Origin of the sequence: Benzoatithermus flavus, assembly GCF_037908215.1 — a bacterium.
Classification (GTDB): domain Bacteria; phylum Pseudomonadota; class Alphaproteobacteria; order Geminicoccales; family Geminicoccaceae; genus Benzoatithermus; species Benzoatithermus flavus.
This window is the reverse complement of record NZ_JBBLZC010000007.1, coordinates 105,054-127,921: the sequence shown is the minus strand read 5'-3', so window position 1 is coordinate 127,921 and position 22,868 is coordinate 105,054. Positions and strand designations below refer to the sequence as shown.

General features: G+C 70.2%; 23 protein-coding genes. 17 read left to right on the top strand and 6 right to left on the bottom strand.

Annotated elements, in window-relative coordinates; genetic code table 11:
- Positions 1–13 precede the first annotated feature (13 nt).
- The 3 genes from U1T56_RS09175 to U1T56_RS09165 all read left to right on the top strand — a co-directional run bounded on the left by U1T56_RS09175 (position 14) and on the right by U1T56_RS09165 (position 3,362).
- On the top strand, positions 14–1,540 hold the full coding sequence (locus tag U1T56_RS09175; protein ID WP_418159156.1) for a UxaA family hydrolase: 1,527 nt from the start codon (positions 14–16) through the stop codon (positions 1,538–1,540).
- A gap of 162 nt (positions 1,541–1,702) precedes the next feature.
- Positions 1,703–3,019, top strand: a complete 1,317-nt coding sequence (locus U1T56_RS09170) for a choice-of-anchor Q domain-containing protein (protein ID WP_418159155.1) — start codon at positions 1,703–1,705, stop codon at positions 3,017–3,019.
- 34 nt (positions 3,020–3,053) lie between these two features.
- A complete protein-coding gene (locus tag U1T56_RS09165; RefSeq protein WP_418159154.1) occupies positions 3,054–3,362 on the top strand; it encodes a hypothetical protein in 309 nt (102 codons plus the stop codon).
- Positions 3,363–3,365: 3 nt separating this feature from the next.
- On the opposite strand, the gene U1T56_RS09160 is transcribed toward U1T56_RS09165, so the two are convergent.
- On the bottom strand, positions 3,366–3,815 hold the full coding sequence (locus U1T56_RS09160) for a group III truncated hemoglobin (protein WP_418159153.1): 450 nt from the start codon (positions 3,813–3,815) through the stop codon (positions 3,366–3,368).
- 394 nt (positions 3,816–4,209) lie between these two features.
- Between U1T56_RS09160 and malQ the strand changes: the two genes are divergently transcribed.
- The 11 genes from malQ (at position 4,210) to U1T56_RS09105 (ending at position 16,667) form a co-directional block, all read left to right on the top strand.
- Complete coding sequence (gene malQ, locus U1T56_RS09155; protein ID WP_418159152.1) at positions 4,210–6,066, top strand: 4-alpha-glucanotransferase; 1,857 nt, start codon at positions 4,210–4,212, stop codon at positions 6,064–6,066.
- Positions 6,067–6,242: 176 nt separating this feature from the next.
- Positions 6,243–7,991 carry a PQQ-dependent methanol/ethanol family dehydrogenase gene (locus U1T56_RS09150; protein WP_418159151.1) on the top strand — a complete coding sequence of 583 codons (1,749 nt, stop codon included), beginning with the start codon at positions 6,243–6,245 and terminating at the stop codon, positions 7,989–7,991.
- Between the two features lie 137 nt (positions 7,992–8,128).
- On the top strand, positions 8,129–8,782 hold the full coding sequence (locus tag U1T56_RS09145) for a response regulator (RefSeq protein WP_418159150.1): 654 nt from the start codon (positions 8,129–8,131) through the stop codon (positions 8,780–8,782).
- Positions 8,783–8,900: 118 nt separating this feature from the next.
- Positions 8,901–9,602 carry an orotidine-5'-phosphate decarboxylase gene (pyrF, locus tag U1T56_RS09140; protein ID WP_418159149.1) on the top strand — a complete coding sequence of 234 codons (702 nt, stop codon included), beginning with the start codon at positions 8,901–8,903 and terminating at the stop codon, positions 9,600–9,602.
- A gap of 1 nt (position 9,603) precedes the next feature.
- Entirely contained in the window at positions 9,604–10,263 is a 660-nt protein-coding gene (locus tag U1T56_RS09135; protein WP_418159148.1) for a phosphoribosylanthranilate isomerase, read from the top strand.
- A gap of 13 nt (positions 10,264–10,276) precedes the next feature.
- Entirely contained in the window at positions 10,277–11,488 is a 1,212-nt protein-coding gene (gene trpB, locus U1T56_RS09130; RefSeq protein WP_418159147.1) for a tryptophan synthase subunit beta, read from the top strand.
- Positions 11,485–12,312 (top strand): tryptophan synthase subunit alpha, encoded by an 828-nt coding sequence (gene trpA, locus U1T56_RS09125; protein ID WP_418159146.1) that lies wholly within the window; start codon positions 11,485–11,487, stop codon positions 12,310–12,312. The genes trpB and trpA overlap by 4 nt, the downstream gene beginning before the upstream one ends.
- Positions 12,309–13,289 (top strand): acetyl-CoA carboxylase, carboxyltransferase subunit beta, encoded by a 981-nt coding sequence (gene accD / locus U1T56_RS09120; protein WP_418159145.1) that lies wholly within the window; start codon positions 12,309–12,311, stop codon positions 13,287–13,289. The genes trpA and accD overlap by 4 nt, the downstream gene beginning before the upstream one ends.
- Positions 13,270–14,562, top strand: coding sequence for a bifunctional folylpolyglutamate synthase/dihydrofolate synthase (locus U1T56_RS09115; RefSeq protein WP_418159144.1), 1,293 nt, complete (start codon positions 13,270–13,272; stop codon positions 14,560–14,562). Before accD ends, U1T56_RS09115 begins: the two co-directional genes overlap by 20 nt.
- 81 nt (positions 14,563–14,643) lie before the next feature.
- Entirely contained in the window at positions 14,644–15,306 is a 663-nt protein-coding gene (locus U1T56_RS09110) for a phosphoribosyltransferase (RefSeq protein ID WP_418159143.1), read from the top strand.
- Positions 15,303–16,667, top strand: a complete 1,365-nt coding sequence (locus tag U1T56_RS09105; protein ID WP_418159142.1) for a nicotinate phosphoribosyltransferase — start codon at positions 15,303–15,305, stop codon at positions 16,665–16,667. Before U1T56_RS09110 ends, U1T56_RS09105 begins: the two co-directional genes overlap by 4 nt.
- Here the strand turns inward: U1T56_RS09105 and amrS are convergent.
- On the bottom strand, positions 16,595–17,749 hold the full coding sequence (amrS, locus tag U1T56_RS09100) for an AmmeMemoRadiSam system radical SAM enzyme (protein WP_418159228.1): 1,155 nt from the start codon (positions 17,747–17,749) through the stop codon (positions 16,595–16,597). The genes U1T56_RS09105 and amrS overlap by 73 nt on opposite strands.
- Before the next feature lie 68 nt (positions 17,750–17,817).
- Here amrS and amrB point away from each other — a divergent pair, with 68 nt between their 5' ends.
- The 3 genes from amrB to U1T56_RS09085 are packed head-to-tail and all read left to right on the top strand — an operon-like array spanning position 17,818 to position 19,683.
- Positions 17,818–18,606 (top strand): AmmeMemoRadiSam system protein B, encoded by a 789-nt coding sequence (amrB, locus tag U1T56_RS09095; RefSeq protein WP_418159141.1) that lies wholly within the window; start codon positions 17,818–17,820, stop codon positions 18,604–18,606.
- Complete coding sequence (gene nfi, locus U1T56_RS09090) at positions 18,603–19,271, top strand: deoxyribonuclease V (protein WP_418159140.1); 669 nt, start codon at positions 18,603–18,605, stop codon at positions 19,269–19,271. Before amrB ends, nfi begins: the two co-directional genes overlap by 4 nt.
- A gap of 22 nt (positions 19,272–19,293) precedes the next feature.
- The gene (locus tag U1T56_RS09085) at positions 19,294–19,683 is read left to right on the top strand and encodes a carboxymuconolactone decarboxylase family protein (protein WP_418159139.1); all 390 of its coding nucleotides are present in this window, start codon (positions 19,294–19,296) and stop codon (positions 19,681–19,683) included.
- A 7-nt stretch (positions 19,684–19,690) separates the two neighbouring features.
- On the opposite strand, the gene U1T56_RS09080 is transcribed toward U1T56_RS09085, so the two are convergent.
- The 4 genes from U1T56_RS09080 to U1T56_RS09065 form a co-directional block, all read right to left on the bottom strand.
- A complete protein-coding gene (locus U1T56_RS09080) occupies positions 19,691–20,440 on the bottom strand; it encodes a type 1 glutamine amidotransferase domain-containing protein (RefSeq protein WP_418159138.1) in 750 nt (249 codons plus the stop codon).
- 78 nt (positions 20,441–20,518) lie between these two features.
- Positions 20,519–21,253 (bottom strand): TfuA-like protein, encoded by a 735-nt coding sequence (locus tag U1T56_RS09075; RefSeq protein ID WP_418159137.1) that lies wholly within the window; start codon positions 21,251–21,253, stop codon positions 20,519–20,521.
- On the bottom strand, positions 21,250–22,491 hold the full coding sequence (locus U1T56_RS09070; RefSeq protein ID WP_418159136.1) for a YcaO-like family protein: 1,242 nt from the start codon (positions 22,489–22,491) through the stop codon (positions 21,250–21,252). Before U1T56_RS09070 ends, U1T56_RS09075 begins: the two co-directional genes overlap by 4 nt.
- A gap of 47 nt (positions 22,492–22,538) precedes the next feature.
- Entirely contained in the window at positions 22,539–22,862 is a 324-nt protein-coding gene (locus tag U1T56_RS09065) for a hypothetical protein (protein WP_418159135.1), read from the bottom strand.
- Positions 22,863–22,868 lie beyond the last annotated feature (6 nt).

The window sequence follows — 22,868 nt, the reverse complement described above, 5'->3', positions numbered from 1 at the left end:
GAGACAGATCGACATGGCGACGGCTCCGCTCACCGTCCGTCTCAATCCGAACGACAACGTGGTCGTGGCGCGGGTGGACATCCTGCCCGGCACCGAGCTCGGCAACGAAGGCGTCGGCGTCACGCAGCGCATTCCGGCCGGCCACAAGGTGGCGACCCGCCCCATTGCCGAGGGCGAGCCGATCCGCAAGTTCGACCAGATCATCGGCTTCGCGAGCCGGCCCATTGCCCCCGGCGAGCACGTCCACGTCCACAACTGCGTCATGCGCGACTTCGCGCGCGATTACGCCGTCGGCCAGGACGTCAAGCCGACCCGGATGGTGCCGGAGAGCGAGCGGCCCTCGTTCATGGGCTTCGTGCGCGACAACGGCAAGGTGGGGACGCGGAACTATATCGGCATCCTCTCCACCGTGAACTGCTCGGCCTCGGTGTCGAAGTTCATCGCCGAGCGCTTCCCGAGAGAGATCCTCGAGCAGTATCCCGAGGTGGACGGCATCGTCGCCATCACGCACGGCACCGGCTGCGGCATGGCCGATCGCGGCGAGGGCTTCGCGACCCTGCAGCGGACGCTCTGGGGCTTCGCGAGCCACCCCAACTTCGCCTCGATCCTGATGGTGGGCTTAGGCTGCGAGGTGGCGCAGATCAGCTTCCTGCAGGAGATCTACGGCATCCAGCCGGGACCGCGGTTTCGCACCATGACCATGCAGGGCGAGGGCGGCACCCGGAAGACCATCGAGCGTGCGCACGCCATGATCAAGGAGATGCTGCCCGATGCCGGCCGGGCGCGGCGGCAGCCGGTCTCGGTGAGCGAGATCAGCCTAGCACTCCAGTGCGGCGGCTCGGACGGCTATTCCGGCATCACCGCCAACCCGGCGCTGGGATACTGCGCCGATCTTCTGGTCCGGAACGGCGGCACGGCGATCCTCTCGGAGACGCCCGAGATCTACGGCGCAGAGCACCTCCTCACCCGGCGCGCGGTGAGCGAGGAGGTGGCCGCGAAGCTGATCGAGCGGATCAAGTGGTGGGAGGAGTACACCGCGATCAACGGTGGCGAGATGAACAACAATCCCTCGCCGGGCAACAAGGCGGGCGGGCTCACCACCATCCTCGAGAAGTCCCTGGGTGCTGCGGCCAAGGGCGGCACCACCAACCTGATGGGCGTCTACAAGTACGCGGAACCGATCACCGAGAAGGGCTTCGTCTACATGGACAGCCCCGGCTACGATCCGGCTTCGGCCACGGGCCAGGTCGCCTCGGGGGCCAACATGATCGCGTTCACGACCGGCCGCGGCTCGTGCTTCGGCTTCAAGCCCACGCCGTCGATCAAGATCGCCACCAACACCGCCATGTACCGGCGCATGGAGGACGACATGGACCTCAACGCCGGCACGATCCTCGACGGCGAGGAAACGATCGAGGAGGTGGGAAAGAGGATCTTCGATCTCGTGGTCAGGGTCGCGAGCGGCGAGAAGTCGAAATCGGAGGAGCTCGGCATGGGCGACAACGAGTTCGTGCCCTGGCAGATCGGCGCCGTCATGTAGGCTACCGCCGCGGGCGGGGGCGGGTCCGTCTCCGCCCGTCCTTCAGGTTTCTTCCCGTGGACCGCAGGTAGCCTCGTTCGGCCCTTCGCCGGCGCGGCGTCTTGGGGGTATGATCGTCCCTTCCGCCTGGTCCGGCAATCGAGCGCCCGGGAGGGAACGGCGATGACGACGTTCACGGTGACGACGCTGGCCGACGTGGTCGACGCGCGTGACGGCAGGCTCAGCCTGCGCGAGGCGGTCGCGAGCGCCAATGCCTCGGCCGGTGCGGACAGGATCCTGTTCGCCGCCCGCCTCGAGGGCGGCAGGCTGGCTCTCACCCACGGTCAGCTCACGGTCAGCGACGACGTGTCGGTCGACGGCGACCGGGACAACAACGGCTCGCGGGTGACGATCGACGCCAACCATCATTCGCGCATCCTGGCGATCACCGGCGGCGGAGACGACAACGCCGTCGCCCTGACGGATCTCACGCTCACCCGCGGCGGCAGCCACGATTCGGAGACGGGCGGACCGGGCGGCGGCATCCTGCTCGATCACGGTCAGTCTCTGGCCATGAACCGGTGCACGGTGAGCGACTGCTTCGGCTACGGCGCCGGTGGCGGCCTGGCGCTGCTGGCAGGCAGCCGTACCGCCATCACCGACAGCATCATCCGGGGCAACGCCGCCAACGAGCCCGACAATTTCTCGGGCGACGCCAGCAAAGGTGGCGGCATCTATCTCGCCGGCGCCATGCTGACGATGGCGCGGAGCACGATCGCCGGCAATCATTCCGGCCACGACGGCGGCGGGATCTGGGCGAGCGACAGCACGCTCGTGCTGCGGAACAGCACGGTGGCCGGCAACGCGGCCCAGGAGTTCGTCAGCCACGCGGGCGGCGGCATCTTCGCCGACGGCGGATCGACGACGATCATGAGCTCCACCATCACCGGCAACTACGCTGCCAACGCCTACGGCGCCGACGGCGGCGGCATCCGGGCCTCGGGCCGGCTCAGCCTCGTCAACAGCATCGTCGCGGGCAATTTCGGCGGCTACGAGGGGGAGCGGGTCGCGAACGACATCGCCGGCACGATCGCGTCGAGCAACGGCCACAACATCTTCGGCACCGCGGTGAGCGGCAACGTGGCGGGCGACCGCGAGGGCGTCGCCGCGTCCCTCCTGTTCGCCGCCATCGATCCCGGAACCGGCGGTGGCCGGCTGGCTGCGAACGGCGGCCCGACGCCCACCGTGGCCCTGCGCGACGCGCCGGACAATCCGGCGCTCGGCGGCGCCGACCCGGCAGGCTCGGCTACCATCGATCAGCGTGGTTTCATCCGTCCGGCGCCCGCCGGTTCCGACCCCGACATCGGCTCCTTCGAGCTCCGCCAGACCACCGCCTCCGCCAGGTTCGTCGACGGTGACCCGCCGGGCAGCGGCGCGGGCGAGGCCGCTTGGGAGTCCGAGACCCACCACTTCCACGTCAACTCCGATTTCATATGGTGATCGACCGGCCGCTGCCCGCAAGAGATCCGGAGCCATGTCCGACGCGAAGAGCCCCATCGAGACGTTTCTCGGCTCGCTGAGCACCCCCTCCCCGCCCATAGATGCGGCACCGCTGCTGCATGCGGTCTGGCACGGGCTGCGTGGCGAGTGGGAGAGAGCGCACGCGATCGTGCAGGAGCTCGAGGGCGCCGATGCGGCCTGGGTGCACGGCTGGCTGCACCGGATCGAGGGCGATCCCGGCAATGCCGGCTACTGGTATCGCCGGGCCGGCAGGTCCATGGGCCATGGCGACACCACGGCCGAGGGCCAGGCGATCGCTGCGGCCCTCCTCGGCCGGCGCTGAGGCTCAGCCGGCGGCGAGCGGTGTCCGCGGCAGCATCAACTTGCGGTGGAAGGCGATGCCGAGGCGCAGGCTCTCGGCGATGCGCTGCGCCTTCTCCCTGAAGAGCGCCGCTTGTGCTGGCGTGCACAGATCGACCACGGTCGCCTCGAACAGGCCGAGCCAGCTCCGGAACAGATCATCCTCGATGGCATCGATCCGGGCATGGACCTGCATCGGCCGGCCGCTGTAGCGCCCGGTCATGAGGAGGACGGACGACCAGAAATCGACGAGCTTCGCGAGATGCGCGTCCCAGCCGTCGCCGATGGCATCCTCGAAGATCGGCCCGAGCACCGGGTCCCGCCGCACCCGGCGATAGAACTCGCGAACCACGCGCCCGATCAGCACCTCGTCGATCGCCACGGCCGCGCCGGGCGCCAACGCGGCCCGCCGCTCCTGCTGCTCGGGTGTGGACATGAACGGCTCCATAAAGGTGTATTAGCTATATATCTTATAGCACCGAGCCGACCACGCAAGCTCCGAACCGGGTTTCGAGGCTGCGGCGGAAGCAGGCGCGGGCCTGACCTCGAACCGATACTTGATGGCTTACCTCTTGAAAGAGATGGCTTTCTCGAATTCGTTCGTGCAATTTGCCACACGGGATCGCCGTTTCCCGCCTGCGGGTCGTTCCGGATCCGATCTGGAATATTATCCTAGAACGTGCCCGCACACATGACGGGCTCGCCCGTGGCGCCCGCGTGCCCTTTCGTCCGGCCGCCCCGTCGTCGCATCTCTTCCGTTGTCGCGTTTACCCGCGAGAGCCTTCGCGGCTAAGAAGCGTGGACTCTCACGAGGCGACCGGTCCTGCGGCATGAGCGACATCCTGGAAGAGCTCGCCAGCCTCGTCGGCATCGAGCCCGGCTATTGGGACATTGCCGGCCATTGGCACACCACCCCGGCGGAGACCAAGCGCGCCCTGCTCCGAGCGCTGCGCCTCGACCCCGAGGATGCCGCAGCCGCGCGGCGCCTGCGCGAGCACGGGTCCGAGCCGCCGGCCGGATCGGCGCTCCCGAGCTGCCCGCGTCCTGGCGATCTCGGCATCGGGCGTAGCTGGGGCGTCACCTGCCAGGCTTACGGGCTGCGCTCGGACCGCAACGCCGGCATCGGCGATTTCGAGGACGTGGCGGTCCTGGCCGAGCAGCTCGCGGCCGAGGGGGCGGATTTTCTCGGCCTGAGTCCTCTGCACGCGCTCTTCCCCGAGGATCCGGCGCGCTACAGCCCCTATGCGCCATCGAGCCGCCGCTGGCTGAACGAGCTGCTCATCGCCGTGGACGCGGCCTGCCGCGATCTGGGCCTGACCCCGATCGAGGTCGAGGGTGCGGCGGAGCTGCGGGCGGCCGCGCTGATCGACTACGGGGCGGTCGCCACAGCCAAAGGGGCGGCGCTCGAGCGGCTGTGGCGGGCGTTCCGGGCGACACATCTGGCCGAAGGCGCGAAGACGGCGCTCGGCCGCGACTTCAGGGCCTGGCAGGCGGCACAGGGCGAGGATCTCGAGCGGTTCTGCCGGTTCCAGGTGCTGGCCGGGCTCGTGGCGCGGGAGCGGGGCAGGCCGGTGCCGTTCCAGGACTGGCCGGCGGTGTGGCGCCGGCCCGATCATCCCGAGGTGGAGGCCGTGGCCGTCCGGGAGCGGGTGGCCGTCGACGGCCGTGCCTTCCTCCAGTGGCTGGCCGACCGGCAGCTCGCGGGTGCGCAGGCGCGGGCGCGTGCTGCCGGCATGCGCATCGGGCTCTATGCCGATCTCGCGACCGGAGTCGTCCCGGACGGTGCGGAAGCCTGGGCCGATCCGGAAGCCCTCGTCACAGGCGCCACCATGGGGGCACCGCCCGATCCGCTCGGGCCGTTCGGCCAGAACTGGAACGTGGTCGCACCCTCGCCGCTGGTGCTGGCATCCACCGATGCCGCCTCGTTGCGCGCCACGCTGCGGGCGACGATGCGCCATGCGGGCGCGCTCAGGATCGACCATGCGCTGGGGCTGATGCGGCTGTTCCTGATCCCGCCCGGCGGCACGGCCGCGGATGGGGCCTACGTGCGCTATCCTTATGCCCGGCTGCTCCGTGCGGTGGCCGAGGAGGCGCGGGCTTCGGGCTGCATCGTGATCGGCGAGGATCTGGGCACGGTCCCCGAAGGGTTCCGCGAACCCATGCTCGGGGCCGGGCTTCTCGGATACCGGGTAGTCTGGTTCGAGCGCGACTGGCACGGCGACCAGAGCTTTCTGCCGCCCGAACGGTTTCCGGCCCAGGCCATGGCGACCGTCTCGACCCACGACCTCCCGACCGTGCGCGGCTGGTTTCTGGCCCAGGACGTTCTCTGGCGCGAGCGCCTGGGCCTTTATCGGGACCAGGAGCAGGCGGAGGCGGATCGGAGGGCGCGACTCCACGAGGCGGCGCTGCTTCTGGAACGGCTGCGTGCCAGCGGCCTTCTCGGCGACGAGGCGGACGAGGAGGCGCGCACGCTGGCGCTGCATCGCCATCTCGGCCGCTCGGCATCGGAGCTCGCGGCCGTGCAGCTCGACGATCTCGCGGGCGAGCTCGAGCAGCCGAACCTGCCCGGCACCATCGCCGGGCATCCCAACTGGCGCCGGCGCTGCCCGCTTGCGGTCGATGCGGTGACGGGATCGCCGCTCGCCGCCCGTATCCTCACGGTGATGCGCGCCGAGCGGCCGCGCTGAACCCACCGTCTCCCGGAGACGCCTGATCTGCGACCAAAGTAGCACCGCAAGGCGCGCCTGCGCGCGCCTCCTTACGACCTAAGGCCAGTTGTCGGCTTCCGTCCGCTCGGGCTTTCGTCGCCGGGCTAGATCACGCGTGTCGGCTGCTTCGTCGGCGACGCTCTGGGAGGTCCTTCATGGCGCAGAAAACGAGGCTCGGCCTCGCCGGCAGCATGTTTGTGCTGCTGGCCACCGCTTCCTTGCCGGCCCTTGCGGTCACCGATGCCGATCTGGTCAAGGACGACCAGACCACGGACAACGTGCTGATGAACGGCATGGGCTACAAGGCCCAGCGCTACAGCCCGCTCGACAAGATCAACAAGGAGAACGTCAAGAAGCTCGTCCCGGCCTGGACGCTCTCGTTCGGCGGCGAGAAGCAGCGCGGCCAGGAGAGCCAGCCGATCGTCGTCGACGGCACCATGTACGTGACGGGTTCCTACTCCCGGATCTGGGCAGTCGACGCACGCACCGGCGAGGAGAAGTGGCAGTACGACGCGCGCCTGCCCGAGGGCATCCTGCCCTGCTGCGACGTGATCAACCGCGGCGCCGCGATCTACGGCGACAAGGTCTACTTCACGACCCTCGACGCGCAGCTCGTGGCGCTCAACAAGGACACGGGCAAGGTCGTCTGGCGCAAGAAGATGGAGGACTTCCAAGCCGGCTACTCGAACACGGCCGCCCCCATCGTCGTCAAGGGCAAGGTGATCGTCGGCAACTCGGGCGGCGAGTTCGGCATCGTCGGCGCCGTCAAGGCCTACGACGCCGAAACCGGCGAGGAGGTCTGGTACCGGCCCACGATCGAAGGCAACATGGGCCGCCTCAACGGCAAGGACAGCACGGTGACCGGCAAGCAGAACGCGAGCTGGCCCGGCGACATGTGGAAGAACGGCGGCGGCGCCACCTGGCTGGGCGGCACCTACGACCCCGAGCTGAACCTGCTCTTCTTCGGCACCGGCAACCCGGCGCCGTGGAACAGCTGGCTCCGTCCGGGCGACAATCTCTATACCTCCTCCACGCTCGCGATCGATCCCGACAACGGCGAGATCAAGTGGCACTTCCAGACCACGCCGCACGACGGCTGGGACTATGACGGTGTCAACGAGTTCGTTCCGTTCGAGCTGAAGAAGGACGGCCGGACGATCAAGGCCGGGGCCAAGGCCGACCGCAACGGCTTCTTCTTCGTCCTGGATCGGACCAACGGCAAGTTCATCAGCGCCAAACCCTTCGTCTCGAAGATCACCTGGGCCAAAGGCTTCGACGAGAACGGTCGGCCGCAGTACGTGGCCGAGAACCGGCCACGCAACCCCGAGGAGGTCGCGAAGTCGGGCAAGGACCGCGAGCCGGTGTTCGCCGCCCCCAGCTTCCTCGGCGGCAAGAACTGGATGCCGATGGCCTACAGCCAGAAGACCGGGCTGTTCTACGTGCCCTCGAACGAGTGGGGCATGGACATCTGGAACGAGGCGATCACCTACAAGAAGGGTGCGGCCTATCTGGGTGCAGGCTTCAACATCAAGCCGCTCTACGACGATCATATCGGCGTGCTTCGCGCCATCGACCCGGCCACGGGCGAGCTCAAGTTCGAGGTCAAGAACCGCGCGCCGTTGTGGGGCGGGGTGATGACCACGGGTGGCGGGCTCGTGTTCTACGGCACGCCCGAGGGCTATCTGCAGGCCGTGGACGACACGACCGGCGAGATCCTGTGGAAGTACAACACGGGCTCGGGCGTGGTCGGATCGCCGATCACCTGGGAGCAGGACGGTGAGCAGTACGTCGCCGTGGTCTCGGGCTGGGGCGGGGCGGTGCCGCTCTGGGGCGGCGACGTCGCCCAGATCGTGAAGAACTTCAACCAGGGCGGCTCGGTCTGGGCCTTCAGGCTGGCCAAGTAGGGCCTTCAGGCGCTGCGGCATCGGGCCGGGAGCGACCGAACGTCGCCCCCGGCCCTTTCTGCTTGTTGCCACGGCAGGAAGCACCGCTATGTTTCGTCGCAACGAGACGGTGGCGACGAAGGGAGGCGCTTCCTGGGATGTGCAAGGTCGTGGTGGCCGACGATCATCCGCTGTTCCGTCAGGCCATGCAGCTTGCGATCGCCGGGCTGGGCTCCGCGCACGACGAGCCCGTGGTGCTCGAGGCGAGCTCGATCGAGGAGGTGCGCCGCCTTGCCAGCGCCGAGCACGACATCGACCTCGTGCTGCTCGACCTGCGCATGCCGGGCATGGACGGCCTCGCCGGCCTGCTGGCACTGCGCCGCGAGTTCCCGCATCTGCCGGTGGCGATCGTCTCGGCGAGCGACGAGCGGAAGGTGATCCGCGAGGCGATGGCGCTGGGCGCTTCCGGCTTCATCCCGAAGACTCTGCCGCGCGACGAGATCGAGGACGCGCTCGGGCGGATCCTCAGGGGCGAGAGCTATCTTCCTTCCGGCTTCGCGGACGAGGCGGGGCCGCCCGAAGACGAGGCCAGGAGCCGGGCCGAGCGGATCGGCTCGCTCACGCCGCAGCAGCTCAAGGTCCTGCAGCTCGTGGCGCAGGGCAAGCCCAACAAGATCATAGCCTACGAGCTCGACATCGCCGAGACCACGGTGAAGGCGCACATCACGGTGATCCTGAGGAAGCTCGGCGTCTACAGCCGCACCCAGGCCGTCCTCGTGGCGCGCGACTTCTTCGGCGGCGCCACCACCTGAAGCGGCCTCGCGATTCTCTGGACAGGGGCGGCTCCTTGCCATGCCTTTGGCAAGCGGGCGCGGCTCTGCTATAAGCGCCCCCGATTCGCCCCCTGCCCTCCAATCGCGCCGGATTTCCTTGCTCAAGAACCCCATCTTCTGCGCCGTCGACCGCCCCGATCTCGAAGGGGCGTTGTCGCTCGCGCGCACCGTGGCGCCTCACGTGGGCGGCATCAAGCTCGGGCTCGAGTTCTTCACCGCGCAAGGCCCTCGCGGTGTGGAGGCGATGCAGAGCCTGGGCCTGCCGATCTTCCTCGACCTCAAGTTCCACGACATCCCGAACACCGCGGCGGGTGCGGTGCGCGAGGCGGCGCGGCTGGGGGTCGCCATGCTGACGCTGCACGCGGCGGGCGGCCGGGCGATGCTGGAGGCTGCCGTCGAGGCGGCGGGTGCCGTGCGCGCGCGGCCGCAGCTTCTCGCCGTCACCGTGCTGACCAGCCTCGATGCGCACGATCTCGCCGCGACCGGCATCGCCGCCCCGCCCGCCGAGCAGGCGGTCCGGCTCGGGCGGCTCGCGCTCGCGGCCGGGCTCGACGGGCTGGTCTGCTCGCCGCAGGAGATCGAGCCGCTGCGTGCGGCCTTCGGCGGCGCGCCGAAGCTGGTGGTGCCCGGCATCCGGCCGGCGGGTGCCGGCGACGATCAGAAGCGCACGCTGGGGCCGGCCCGAGCGCTCGCGCTCGGTGCGGATGCTCTCGTCATCGGCCGGCCGATCACGGGAGCTTCCTCTCCGGCCGAGGCCGCAGCCGCGATCGCGCGCGAGCTGGCGGCGGAGGCTTCCTGAGATGGCGCTGAAGGTGAAGGTGTGCGGGCTCAAGGAGCCGGCCCGGATCGAGCAGGCGGCAGCACTGGGCGCGGCGTACGTGGGCCTCGTGTTCTACCCGCCGTCTCCGCGCTACGTCGACCCGGCGCGCGCCCGCGAGCTCGTCCTGCACGTGCCGGCAGGGGTCGAGACGGTGGGTGTGCTGGTCGATGCGACCGATGCCGAGATCGATGCCATCCTGCAGACCGTGCCGCTCGACATCCTACAGCTACACGGCTACGAGACGCCCGAGCGCGTCGAGGCGATCGCCCTGCGCTCCGGCTGCCGGGTGATGAAGGCGATCCGGGTCGAGGAGGCCGCCGATCTCGAGCAGGTTCCTGCCTATATCGAGGCCGCGGACATGATTCTGTTCGATGCGAAGCCACCGCGGGATGCGGGCTGGCCGGGCGGGCACGGTCTGCCGTTCGACTGGCGGCTGCTCCGGGGCCTCGGCCTCGGGAAGCCCTGGGCGCTCGCGGGCGGGCTCCATGCCGGCAATCTCGAGACGGCGGTGACTCTCACGGGTGCGCCCATCATCGACGTGTCGTCCGGGGTCGAGGCGAAGCCCGGCGTCAAGGACCCGGAGAAGCTGGAAGCGTTCTTCGCCGCCGTCCGGCGCATCGCCGATCGCGCGGCCCCCTAGAGGACCTGAGCCGATGACCTTTCCGAACAGCCTGCGCACCGGGCCCGACGAGCGTGGCCGGTTCGGGATCCATGGCGGCCGCTTCGTCGCCGAGACCCTGATGCCTCTGATCCTCGAGCTCGAGGAGGCCTACGAGGCGGCGAAACGCGACCCGGCCTTCCAGGCCGAGATGGACTTCTGGCTCAAGGACTATGTCGGCCGGCCCTCGCCGCTCTATCTCGCCGAGCGATTGAGCGAGCATCTCGGCGGTGCTCGGGTCTACTTCAAGCGCGAGGAGCTCAACCACACCGGTGCCCACAAGATCAACAACGTCATCGGCCAGATGATGCTCGCCCGCCGCATGGGCAAGAAGCGGATCATCGCCGAGACGGGCGCCGGCCAGCACGGAGTCGCGACCGCGACCGTGGCGGCGCGCTTCGGGCTGGAGTGCATCGTCTACATGGGCGAGCGCGACATCGAGCGGCAGCAGCCCAACGTGTTCCGGATGCGCCTTCTGGGTGCCGAGGTCCGGCCGGTGAGCTCGGGCTCGAAGACGCTGAAGGATGCTCTGAACGAGGCCCTGCGCGACTGGGTCAGCAACCCGCACGACACGTTCTACGTCATCGGCACGGTGGCGGGGCCGCATCCCTATCCGGCGATGGTGCGCGACTTCCAGTGCGTCATCGGCCGGGAGACCAGGGAGCAGATCCTGGAGAAGGAGGGCCGGCTGCCCGATGCGCTGGTCGCGGCCGTGGGTGGCGGCTCGAACGCGATCGGCCTGTTCCATCCCTTCCTCGACGACCGCGACGTGCGCATCGTTGCCGTCGAGGCGGCGGGCCACGGGATCGAGACCGGTGCGCATGCGGCGGCGATGCTGGCCGGCAGGCCCGGCGTGTTGCACGGCCAGCGCTCCTATCTCCTTCAGGACGAGGACGGGCAGGTGATCGAGCCGCACTCGATCTCGGCCGGGCTCGACTATCCCGGCATCGGCCCCGAGCTGTCCTGGCTCAAGGATCAGGGACGGATCGAGGTCGCGGGCATCACCGACGACGAGGCGCTGGAAGCCTTCCAGCTCTGCGCCAGGCTCGAGGGCATCCTGCCTGCGCTCGAGCCGAGCCATGCGCTGGCCCAGGTGATGAAGCTGGCGCCCACGCTCGGGAAGGACCGAATCGTCGTCATGAATCTCTCCGGGCGCGGCGACAAGGACGTGTTCACGGTCGGCAAGGTCATGGGAGTGAATCTGTGAGCGGGCGCATCACGGCACGCTTCGCGCAGCTCAGGGAAGAGCGTCGCGCCGGCCTCGTCACCTTCCTGACCGCGGGCGATCCCGACCTTGAAACCTCGTTCGAGCTGATCGCCGGCCTGCCGGCGGCGGGCGCGGACGTGATCGAGATCGGCATGCCGTTCACCGACCCCATGGCCGACGGCCCCTCGATCCAGGCGGCGGGCTTAAGAGCGCTCTCGGCGGGAATGCGGACGACCAAGGTGCTCGAGCTCGTGCGCCGCTTCCGGGAGCGCGACCGGGAAACGCCGGTCGTGCTCATGGGCTACTACAACCCGATCTACGCCTACGGCAACGAGCGTTTCCTGAAGGACGCCAAGGCGGCCGGCGTGGACGGGCTGATCGTGGTCGATCTTCCGCCCGAGGAGGACGAGGAGCTGTGCCTGCCGGCGCGGGCGGCCGGGATCGACTTCATCCGCCTCGCCACGCCTACGACCGACGACAGGCGGCTGCCCGCGGTGCTGAGGAACACCTCAGGCTTCATCTACTATGTCTCGGTCGCCGGCATCACCGGGCAGAAGGCGGCGGTGGCGAGCCGGGTCGGGCCGGAGGTGGCGCGGATCAAGCGCCATACCAGCCTGCCGGTAGCGGTGGGCTTCGGCATCCGCGAGCCGCAGCAGGCGGCCGAGATCGCGGCCGTCGCCGATGCCGCCGTGGTGGGCTCGGCGCTCGTCGACATCGTGGCGAAGAACCTGGATGCGGACGGCCGGGCGACGGGAGGGCTGGTTCCGACGGTCCATGCCAAGGTGAAAGCGCTGGCGGAGGCCGTGCACGGGGTGAAGCGATGAGCTGGCTCACCGATTACGTCCGCCCGAAGATCCGGGCGCTCTACACGCGCGAGAAGCCCGAGGTGCCGGAGAATCTCTGGCATCAGTGCCCGTCGTGCGAGCGGATGATCTTCCACCGCGATCTCGATGCCAACCAACGCGTCTGCCCGCACTGCGACCACCACATGCGGGTCGGGCCCGACTACCGCTTCGGCTCCCTGTTCGACGAGGGAAGCTGGCAGCGGATCGAGCTGCCGAAGGCGCCAGCCGATCCCCTGAAGTTCCGCGACCAGAAGAAGTACGCCGACCGGCTCAAGGAGGCGCAGGCCAAGACCAAGGCGAACGACGCGCTCGAAGCCGCGCTCGGCCGGATCGACGGCCTTCCCGCCGTGATCGCCGTCATGAACTTCGAGTTCATGGGCGGCTCGATGGGCACCAGCCTCGGCGAAGGCTTCATCGCCGCCGCGCGCTGCGCCATCAAGAACGACGCCGCCTTCATCGCCGTGACCTCCTCGGGCGGGGCGCGGATGCAGGAGGGCGCGCTCTCGCTCATGCAGATGGCGCGCACCACGGTCGCGGTCGAGGAGGTCAAGGAGGCGGGCCTGCCTTACATCGTGATCCTGACCGACCCGACCACGGGCGGGGTCACGGCCTCCTTCGCCATGCTGGGCGACATCCATCTCGCCGAGCCCGGTGCGATGATCGGCTTCGCCGGCCGGCGCGTCATCGAGCAGACCATCCGCGAGAAGCTGCCCGAAGGCTTCCAGCGGGCGGAGTATCTCCTGGCGCACGGCATGATCGATCAGGTCGTGCACCGCTTCGAGCTCCGCGCCACGCTGGCCCGCATCCTCGACCTCCTCTTGCGGCCCGACCGGGCGACGGATGCGCGGGTGATCACGGACGTGCCCCCGGAGCGGGTGGCGGCGCCTACGACCCTATCCGTCGACGGCAAGCCGGCGGCAGCGGCGGACGCGGAGCATGACCAGCTTCGCAAGTGATCTGATCCTCGCCCGGCTGCACCAGCTCCACCCCAAGAGCATCGATCTCTCGCTCGGCCGGGTCGAGCGGCTGCTGAAGGCGCTCGGCAACCCGGAGCAGCGCCTGCCGCCCGTGGTGCACATCGCCGGCACCAACGGCAAGGGCAGCACGCTCGCCATGCTGGCGGCGATGCTGCAGGCGGCCGGGTGGCGGGTCGACCGCTACATCTCCCCGCATCTAGTCCGCTTCAACGAGCGTATCCTGAAGCGCGGCGCGCCCCTCGACGAAGCCCGGCTCGCCGCCTGCCTCGAGCGCTGCGAGGCCGCCAACGCCGGTGCGCCCATCACCTTCTTCGAGATCACGACGGCGGCGGCGTTCCTCGCCTTCGTCGAGGACCCGGCCGACTGGGTCCTGCTCGAGACGGGCTTGGGCGGCCGGCTGGATGCCACCAACGTCGTGGCCCGGCCGCGGCTCACGCTGATCTCGCCGGTCTCGATGGACCACGAGAGCTATCTCGGCGACACACTCGGGAAGATCGCCTTCGAGAAGGCGGGCATCCTGAAGCCGGGGGTAATGGCCGTGATCGGCCGGCAGCAGCCCGAGGCGATGGCGGTGATCGCGGCGCGCGCGGCCGAGATCGGCGCACCGCTTCTCGTCCATGGCCGCGACTGGAACGCGCGCGAGGAGGATGGCCGCCTCGTCGTCGAGGTCCGGGGCCGCCGGCTCGACCTGCCCCGGCCGGCGCTCGCCGGCGTGCACCAGATCGAGAACGCGGGGCTCGCCACCGTGGCGGCGCTCGAGCTCGCGGAAGCCGGGATCGACGAGGCGGCGATCGCCGAGGGTCTGCGCCGGGCGCAATGGCCGGCCCGGCTGCAGCGGCTCCAGCACGGGCCGATGGTGGACCTCCTGCCCGCCGGCACGCGGCTCTGGCTCGACGGCGGACACAACCCCGCGGCCGGCCGGGTCCTGGCCGAGACCCTGAGCGGAGAAGCGCGCCATCGGCCGCTCCATCTCGTCGTCGGCATGCTCTCGACCAAGGATCTCGAGCAGTTCCTGGCTCCGCTCGCGCCGATCGCGGCCAGCATGCGCTTCGTGCCGATCCCGGACGAACCGCTCGGCCGCGATCCTTCGGCCTCGGCCGGGACGGCGAAGGCGCTCGGTGCTCGCGCCGGCGTCGCGGCCTCGCCGCTGGATGCGGTCCGGGCCATCGCCGCCGAGGAACGCCCGCCCTACGACGTCCTGATCTGCGGCTCGCTCTACCTCGCCGGCACCGTCCTGCGCAGCCACGGCTGAGACCCGAGAGCGCTTCGGAACGCTTGACAGGGGCGCTCTCCCTGGCGTGCCTTACACTCCAGGGCCGAAGGGAGAGCAGCCATGATGTTCGCCGACCGACGCGATGCTGGCCAGCGGCTCGGTCAGCATCTTCAGGAGCTCGGTCTCGCCGATCCTCTGGTCCTGGCGCTTCCCCGCGGCGGGGTCGCGGTCGGGCTGGAGGTGGCAAAAGCGCTGGGAGCGCCACTCGACGTCGTGCTCGTGCGCAAGATCGGGGCGCCCTGGCACAAGGAACTCGCGGCCGGGGCGGTGGTCGACGGCGATCAGCCCGAGCTCGTGCTGAACAACGACGTGGTACGTGGCTACGGCATCGACGAGAGCTATCTCGAAGACGAGATGGCGCGTCAGCTCGAGGAGATCGAGCGCCGCCGCCGGCTCTATCTCGGCGGCCGCCAGCGGCCGAGGATCACCGGCAGGACCGCGATCGTGGTCGACGACGGCATCGCTACCGGCGCTACGGTGCGGGCAGCGCTCCATGCCGTCCGCCGTGCGGGTCCGAGAGAGCTCGTGCTCGCGGTGCCGGTCGCCTCGCCCGAGGTGCTGGACCGGCTCGCTGCCGACGCCGACCGCATCGTCTGCCTGCATCCGGACCCCGATCTGATGGCGGTGGGCCAGTATTACCGGGACTTCCGTCAGGTCGAGGACGAGGAGGTGGTGGCGATGCTCGAGGAGGCGGCGCGGCACCAGGGACCGGAGTCCGCATGAGCGAAGCGCCGGCGCTGCGGCAGGTCGATCCGGCAGCGAGCCTGCTGCTCACCGACCTCTACGAGCTCAACATGTACGCGGCCTATCTCGCCGAAGGCATGACGGCCACGGCCGTGTTCGACTTCTTCGTCCGCAAGCTGCCGCCGTGCCGCGGCTTCCTTCTCGCTGCCGGCCTCGAGCAGGTCGTGGAGTTCCTGGAAGAGGCCCGCTTCTCCGCGGCCGAGCTCGACTGGCTGCGCGGGACAGGTCGCTTTTCCGACCAGGTGATCGAGGCACTGGCCGGGTTCCGGTTCGAGGGCGATCTCGATGCCATGCCGGAAGGCACGGTCTTCTTCGCGGACGAGCCGATCCTGCGCGTCACCGCTCCTTTGCCGCAGGCGCAGCTTCTCGAGAGCCGGCTCATCAACCTCCTCCATTTCCAGACTCTGATCGCGTCCAAGGCGGCGCGCATGGTGCTGACCGCACCCGAGAAGATCCTGCTCGATTTCGGCCTCAGGCGCGCGCACGGGGCCGAGGCCGGGCTGCTTGCCGCGCGTGCAGCCTATCTCGCGGGTTTTTCCGGCAGTGCCACCGTGCTCGCCGAGGCACGCTTCGGCGTACCCGCAGTCGGCACCATGGCGCACTCGTTCGTCCAGGCGCACGAGAGCGAGCGCGAGGCGTTTCTGGCCTTCGCCCGCGCCCGACCGGCGCAGGTGGTGCTTCTGCTGGATACCTACGACGTCGAGGCGGCGGTGCGCACGGCGATCGAGATCGCGCCCGTCCTGGCAGGCGAGGGGATAAATTTACGCGGCGTGCGCCTCGACAGCGGCGATCTCGCGGCCCAGGCCCGGCTCGTGCGCGGGCTGCTCGACGCGGCAGGCCTGAAGGAGGTCCGCATCTTCGCGAGCGGCGGCCTCGACGAGACGAGCCTCGCGGCGCTCGCTCCGGCCCCGATCGACGGCTTCGGCATCGGCACCAGCCTCACCACCTCGACCGACTGGGCCGCTCTCGACTGCGCCTACAAACTCACCGAGTACGCCGGCACGCCAAAGCGCAAGCGCTCGACCGGCAAGGCGACCTGGCCGGGCAGAAAGCAGGTGTTCCGCCGCTACGACGGAAACGGCCGCATGGCAGGCGACGTGCTCACGATCCTGGGCGATCCGCAGGACGGCGAGCCGCTTCTCGTTCCCGTCCTGCGCAGCGGGCAGCGCGTGGGCACGCTCCCCGGCCTCGCCGAAGCCCGAGCGCGGGCAACGGAACAGTTGGCGCGTCTGCCGGAGCCTCTGCGGCGGCTCGAGGCGGGCTGGCGCTATCCCGTCGCCGTGGCACCGGCGCTGGCGGCGCTGGCCGAGGAGGCGGATCGCGCCGTGGCCCCCCGGTGACGCTGGATCGTCACCGGCTGACGCCGGCTGCCCCAGTCGCCGGGCCGGGGCTCGAACACGCCGGCGCAAGCCTCGCCGCACGCCCGGCAGCGGCCGGCCGCGTCGAGCGTCCAGGAGGTGATCTCGTGCCAGTCGCGCCCGATCAGAAGGGTGCCGCAGCCATGGCAGCGCGTGCTCTGCCCTTCGGGGTCGCGGATGTTGCCGGTATAGACGTAGCGCAGGCCCTGCCGGCGGGCGATCGCTCGCGCCCGTTGCAGCGTCGTCTTGGACGTGGGTGCCTTGTCCAGCATCTTCCAGTCGGGGTGGAAGGCCGTGAAGTGGAGCGGCACGTCGGGGCCGAGCGCTTCCTTCACCCAACGGCTGAGATCCTCGATCTCGGCGTCGCCGTCGTTCTCGTCCGGGATGAGCAGGGTCGTGAGCTCGAGCCACACGCCCGTCTCGTGCTTCAGCCAGACCAGCGTCTCCTTCACGGGCTCGAGCGAGGCCGTGCACAGGCGATGGTAGAAGCCTTCGGTGAATGCCTTGAGATCGACGTTGGCGGCGTCCATGAGCTCGAACAGCTCGTTGCGCGCCTCGGCGCAGACATAGCCCGCGGTCACGGCGACGTTCTTGATTCCGCGCGCCCGGCAGGCTCTGGCCACATCGACCGCATATTCCAGAAAGATCACGGGGTCGTTGTAGGTGTAGGCCACGGAACGGCAGCCCGTGCGCAGAGCGGCCTCGGCGATGGCTTCCGGGTCGGCCCGGTCCATGAGGCGGTCGAAGGCTCTCGCTTTCGAGATGTCCCAGTTCTGGCAGAACTTGCAGGTCAGATTGCACCCGGCCGTGCCGAAGGAGAGCACGGGCGTGCCGGGGAGGAAGTGGGCCAGCGGCTTCTTCTCGATCGGGTCGATGCAGAAGCCCGAGGAGCGGCCATAGGTCGTGAGCACCAGCCGGTCGCCGTCGCGCGCCCGCACGAAGCACAAGCCCCGTTGGCCATCGTGAAGCTTGCAGAACCTGGGGCAGACGTCGCACTGGATGCGGCCGTCGGGAAGCACGTGCCAGTGGCGTGCCGGATGGCGCTCGTGGTCGAGGTCGGTCATGGTCGGACGGCCGGAAGACGGGTTATCCTTCATATGGCCCTTCGACCCCACGCGAGGTAGCCGGAGCCATGACGATTCGTCCGCCGGCGGTGGCCGGCCGCTTCTATCCTGTCGAGCCCGTGGTCCTCGCGGAGACGGTCGATCGCCTGCTGGCGGCTGCGAGCCCGCCTCGCCTGCGCTTTCCGGCTGCGGCCGTGATCGCACCCCATGCGGGCTACGTCTATTCCGGGCCGGTCGCGGCCAGCGCGTTCCGCTGCTGGCAGGGAGCGGCGCCGAGGCGGGTCGTGGTGATCGGTCCGGCGCATTACGTGCCGTTCCGGGGCATCGCCGTGCCGAACCATACCGCCTTTCGCACGCCCTTGGGCGAGATCGCCGTCGATCGCGAGGCGGTGGCGGCCGTGGCGGGCCTGCCGGCGGTGGTCGGGGCGGACCGGCCGCATGCGCCCGAACACGCGCTCGAGGTGGAGCTGCCGTTCCTGCAGCGCACTCTCCCGCACGGCTTCCTCCTGGTGCCGCTCGTCGTGGGCGATGCCACGCCTGCCGAGGTCGCGGCCGTGCTGGAGCGGCTGTGGGACGACGCCACGCTCGTCGTGGTCAGCTCCGATCTCTCGCACTACCACGACCACGCCACCGCGACCCGACTCGATGCCGCGACCGCCGCCCGGATCGAAGCACTCGACGCCGAGGCGCTCGGCTCGGACGATGCCTGCGGCTGGCTTGCGGTCGCAGGCCTGCTTCGGCTCGCCCGCGAGCGGGGCCTCGGGATCCAGCGGCTCGACCTGCGCAATTCCGGCGACACGGCCGGCGGGCGGGCGATGGTCGTGGGCTACGGCGCCTGGGTGCTGGGACCGGCATGAGGACGGACCTGCCGCCCGGCTGGCCCACGACCATCGCCGAAGCACGCGCGCTACAGGAACGGCTGTGCGATGAGGTGGTCACGACCGGTGGTCCCGAAGCACCCGGCCTGATCGCGGGCGTGGACGTCCACGTCGCCGAGCGCACCGGCCTCACCTGGGCCGCGGTGGCGCTGGTCGACGGGTCCGGCCTCGAGCTCGTCGAGAGTGCCCTTGCCGCCGTTCCGACGGGCTTTCCCTACGTTCCGGGCTATCTCTCCTTCCGCGAGATCCCGGCCGTGCTGGCGGCCCTCTCGCTGCTCGACCGCGCACCCGACCTCGTCATGGTGGATGGCCAGGGCATCGCCCATCCGCGCCGGCTCGGCATCGCCGCCCATCTCGGCGTGCTGCTGGACGTGCCGACGATCGGGGTGGCGAAGTCGCGCCTGATCGGGCAGCACGACGAGCCCGCCTGCACGAAGGGCAGCCGCGTGCCCTTGACCCACAAGGGCGAGATCATCGGCGCGGTCGTGCGCACCCGCGACGGCGTCAGCCCGCTCTACGTCTCGGTCGGACACCGGATCGGGCTCGAGCGGGCGGTCGAGCTCGTGCTCGCGACCACGACGCGCTGGCGCCTGCCGGAGCCGACCCGGCTCGCCGACAAGCTCTCGCGCATGCACCCCGTCTGAAGCCCAACCGCCGGAGAGAAGAATGGTCAAGCCGATCGAGTACGCGGACGCCTCGCCCGAGGTGCGCGCGGTGTTCGACGAGATCAAGGCCGCGCGCGGCGTACCCGACGTCAACAATTTCTGGAAATATCTCGCGCATCACCCGGAGAGCCTGCGGCGCACCTGGGATTCCATCAAGGAGGTGATGCGGCCGGGCGAGCTCGACGCGCTGACGAAGGAGCTGATCTACATCGCCGTCAGCATCACCAACGGCTGCGAGTACTGCATCGCGAGCCACACGGCGGCGGCACGCAAGAAGGGCATGAGCGACGGCATGCTGGGGGAGCTGATCGCCGTCGTCGGCATGGCCAACGAGACCAACCGGCTCGTGCAGGGCTGGCGCGTGCCGGTGGACGAAGCGTTCCGCGACTGAGGCGCTCTCAGCCGCCGCCCGGAAGCGGGCCGCTCGCCACCGCCGTCAGCACGTGCTGCGCCACGAGGGCGGAGGATTGCGGATTCTGGCCGGTGATCAGGTTGCCGTCGCGGACGGCGTAGGGCTGCCAGTCCGGCCCGCGCTCGAAGCGCCCGCCCAGCGCCTTCAGCCGGTCCTCGAGCAGGAACGGCACGACCGCGGCCAAGCCCACGGCCTGCTCCTCGCTGTTGGTGAAGCCGTTGACGCGCCTGCCTTCGACGATGGGCCGACCGTCGCGCCGCCTGGCCGAGACCAGCCCCGCCGGCCCGTGGCAGACCGCCGCCACGATCCTGCCCTGATCGAAAAGGCTGCCGACCAGCCGGGCGAGGGCCTCGCTCTCGGGCAGGTCCCACATCGTGCCGTGCCCGCCGGGAAGGAAGACGGCATCGAAGCCGGCACCGTCGATCGTGTCGATCGCGGGCGTACCCGCCGCTGCCGTCATGGCACGCTCGTCGGCGAGGAAGCGGCGCACGGCGGGCGGCACCTCCTGCCCGGAGGCGGGCTCCTCGCCCGACCCCTTCCCGGCCTCGGCCGGGAGGCTGCGCGGATCGAACGGGACCTTGCCGCCGCGCACCGAGGCGAGCACGACCTCGACCCCGCCATCCAGGAGCGCGTAGTAAGGAACCGCCAGCTCCTCGAGCCATACACCGGTCGGATGACCCGTGGCGCCCATCCGGTCGTGCGAGGTGGTGACGATCAGAACCCGCTTGCCTGCCATGATGCTGCCCTTCCGTCGAAGATGCCCAAAACGAGCGAACAACACCGCTCGCTCGCCGAAGGTCCCACGCGTCGCCGATCAGCCCGGCCGGTTCTGCTGCTCGACGAAGCGCTGCCAGATCTCGGTCGGCTCGAAGCGAAAGCGCGGGGCGGGGCGCGCCGGCTGCGCAGTGCGGTGGCGCAGAGCCTCGAGCAGGGCCAGGGCATCGCTGCGCTTCTGGTTGACCCGGTTCGCCGGCAGCCAGGCTTCGAGGGTCGACAAGGGTTCCGCCGGGAGCGCACGGGCGCGGGCGCCGGCGAGGAGCGCGCCCCAGCTCCGCTCGGGGTAGAACAGCGCCTTGCCCAGGCTCTCGAGCTCCGCCCGCAGCGCTCCGTCGATCACGCCGGCCCGCTCGGCGGCGGCGAGCGTCGCCCGGATGTTGACGAGGGCCTCGCTCAGGGCCGGATAGCCCAGCTCGGCCGGCCCGTGCTGGACCGCGACCTCGTCGTCGTCGGTGAGCCTGCCGTCGCGGAAGGCCTCGAAGACGGCGCCCACGCCCTCCATGCCGAAGGCGTGGAGCTCGGCCGCCCGCAAGGCGCCCATGCTGGCCGCACCCATGACCGCGGCACCCTCGTGGAGCGCGAACAGGATCTCCTTGTGCCAGACCGAAGGCACGTCGTGGAAACAGCCGTCGACGATGCCGATCAGCCGGGCGCCGTCGCGCACGGCGCGATACACGTCGCCCTGGCGCACGGGCGGGCGGTAGTCCGCGGGCAGCACCGCCTCGGCATCGGCGCGGGCGAGGCTCGGGCCCAGAAAAACGACCGGGATCACGCGCGGCCTCCCGCAGCGGCGGCGCGGGCGCGCGGCCCCGGCACGTAGAACGGATGGCGCGGGTCGGTCTCGAGGCCCGGCACCACGACACGCACGACCGGCAGGCCGAACAGCTCCTCGCGGCTGAGATCGACGGCAGCGGCCTGGCGGATGCCGATGGCGCGCAGGCGGGCGAGCAGGAAGGCGAGGTCCGCCTCGGCAGTGGGGTGGACGGCATCGGGCACCGCCGCGAACGGACGCTGCGGCTCGGCCGTGCTCACGGCATCGAGCCAGGCGGCGTGCTGCCATCCGTCCGGCTGGTAGATGCGCGGATCGATGTCGTCGCGGCTGCCGGCGATGCCGGTGAGGCGCGACTGGGCCGCCTCGGTGAGCGCTCGCGCCAGTGCCACGCCACGGGCGGGATGGCAGCCGCTGCCGGAAGCCACGATGGGCGAGAACAGCGGCAGCCGGCTGCCGCTCTCGGCCAGCTCGACGTGGAACGCGGCGACGCCGGTGTCGCTCGTGACGTCCCAGATGCCGACGGCGATGTCGGCGGCCTCGAGCGCAGCCAGAAGGTCGCGGCAGACGGGGTCGTCCACCTCGCCCGCATCGATGCGGGTGGCGGCGCGGCGCTCCGCCGGGGCGGCACGCCAGAGCGCCATGGCGTCGCGCTCGATCACCTCGCACAAGGCCTGCACCAGCGCCTCGGCGCGGTCGTTGCCCGAGGCGAGGCCGTTGCTGCTGGCGCAGAAGCAGCCGGCGCCGGGCGGCGGCGGCAGGGTGTAGTCGGTGCTGACGAGATCGCGCGGCAGCCACAAGGCGGCTCCGCCCTCGGCGAGAAGGTCGCGCCCCTCGACCCAGAGCAGGCGCTGGTGGGGGTCGATCCGGCTGCCCCGCCGCCGCGGCAGGCGGGCGAGATCGATCAGGGGGTGCGTGTAGCGCAGCTCCTCGATGCTGTTGAACAGGGTCGGCAGGACGAGCTGCTCGGCGTGCCAGGCCTCGATCGATTCCATGAGGCCCGAGGCTTGGGCGGCCGGGCGGGTGACGCCCTTGCCCTGGGCGACGGCGAGTGCCCGGCCGTTGGGCCGGACCACGATCGCGACGGGGATGCCGATCCGGTCGAGGCCGGTGACGTCGGCGATGCGCGTGATACCGAAGGCGGGCAGGAGGCCGCGCACCCGCTCGACCGTCGCCTCCGGATCGACGATCCGGTGCGTACCGAGCCAGTACCGCTTCGGGCTGCCGGAACTCTCGCGCAAGGAACGCCTCCCAGCCAGCGGCCGGCCTTCTCGGGGTCGTGCCGGGATCAGAAGCCGCGGAAGGTGCCGGTGCTCTCGATCGTCAGGATGTCGCCCTCGTCGCTGCGGTCGATCTCGACGTTGAGTGCCTGCAGGATGCGCGAGCGCAGGTTCGGATCGTCGCCCGGCGGCGGCGGCAGCTTCGCCTCGAGCTCGCCGAGTTGCGCCTCGTCGGCGAGCCGTTCCCGCACGCGCTCGATCATCGCCCGGTAGGCCGGGTCGTCGCGCCGTGCCGGATCGTCGGGATCGATGCGGCAAGCGCGCAGGCCGCCTTCGATCAGATAGAGCGCTCCGTCGGCGCCGTGCAGGAGCACGCCCTTGAGCTTCGCCATGCCGTC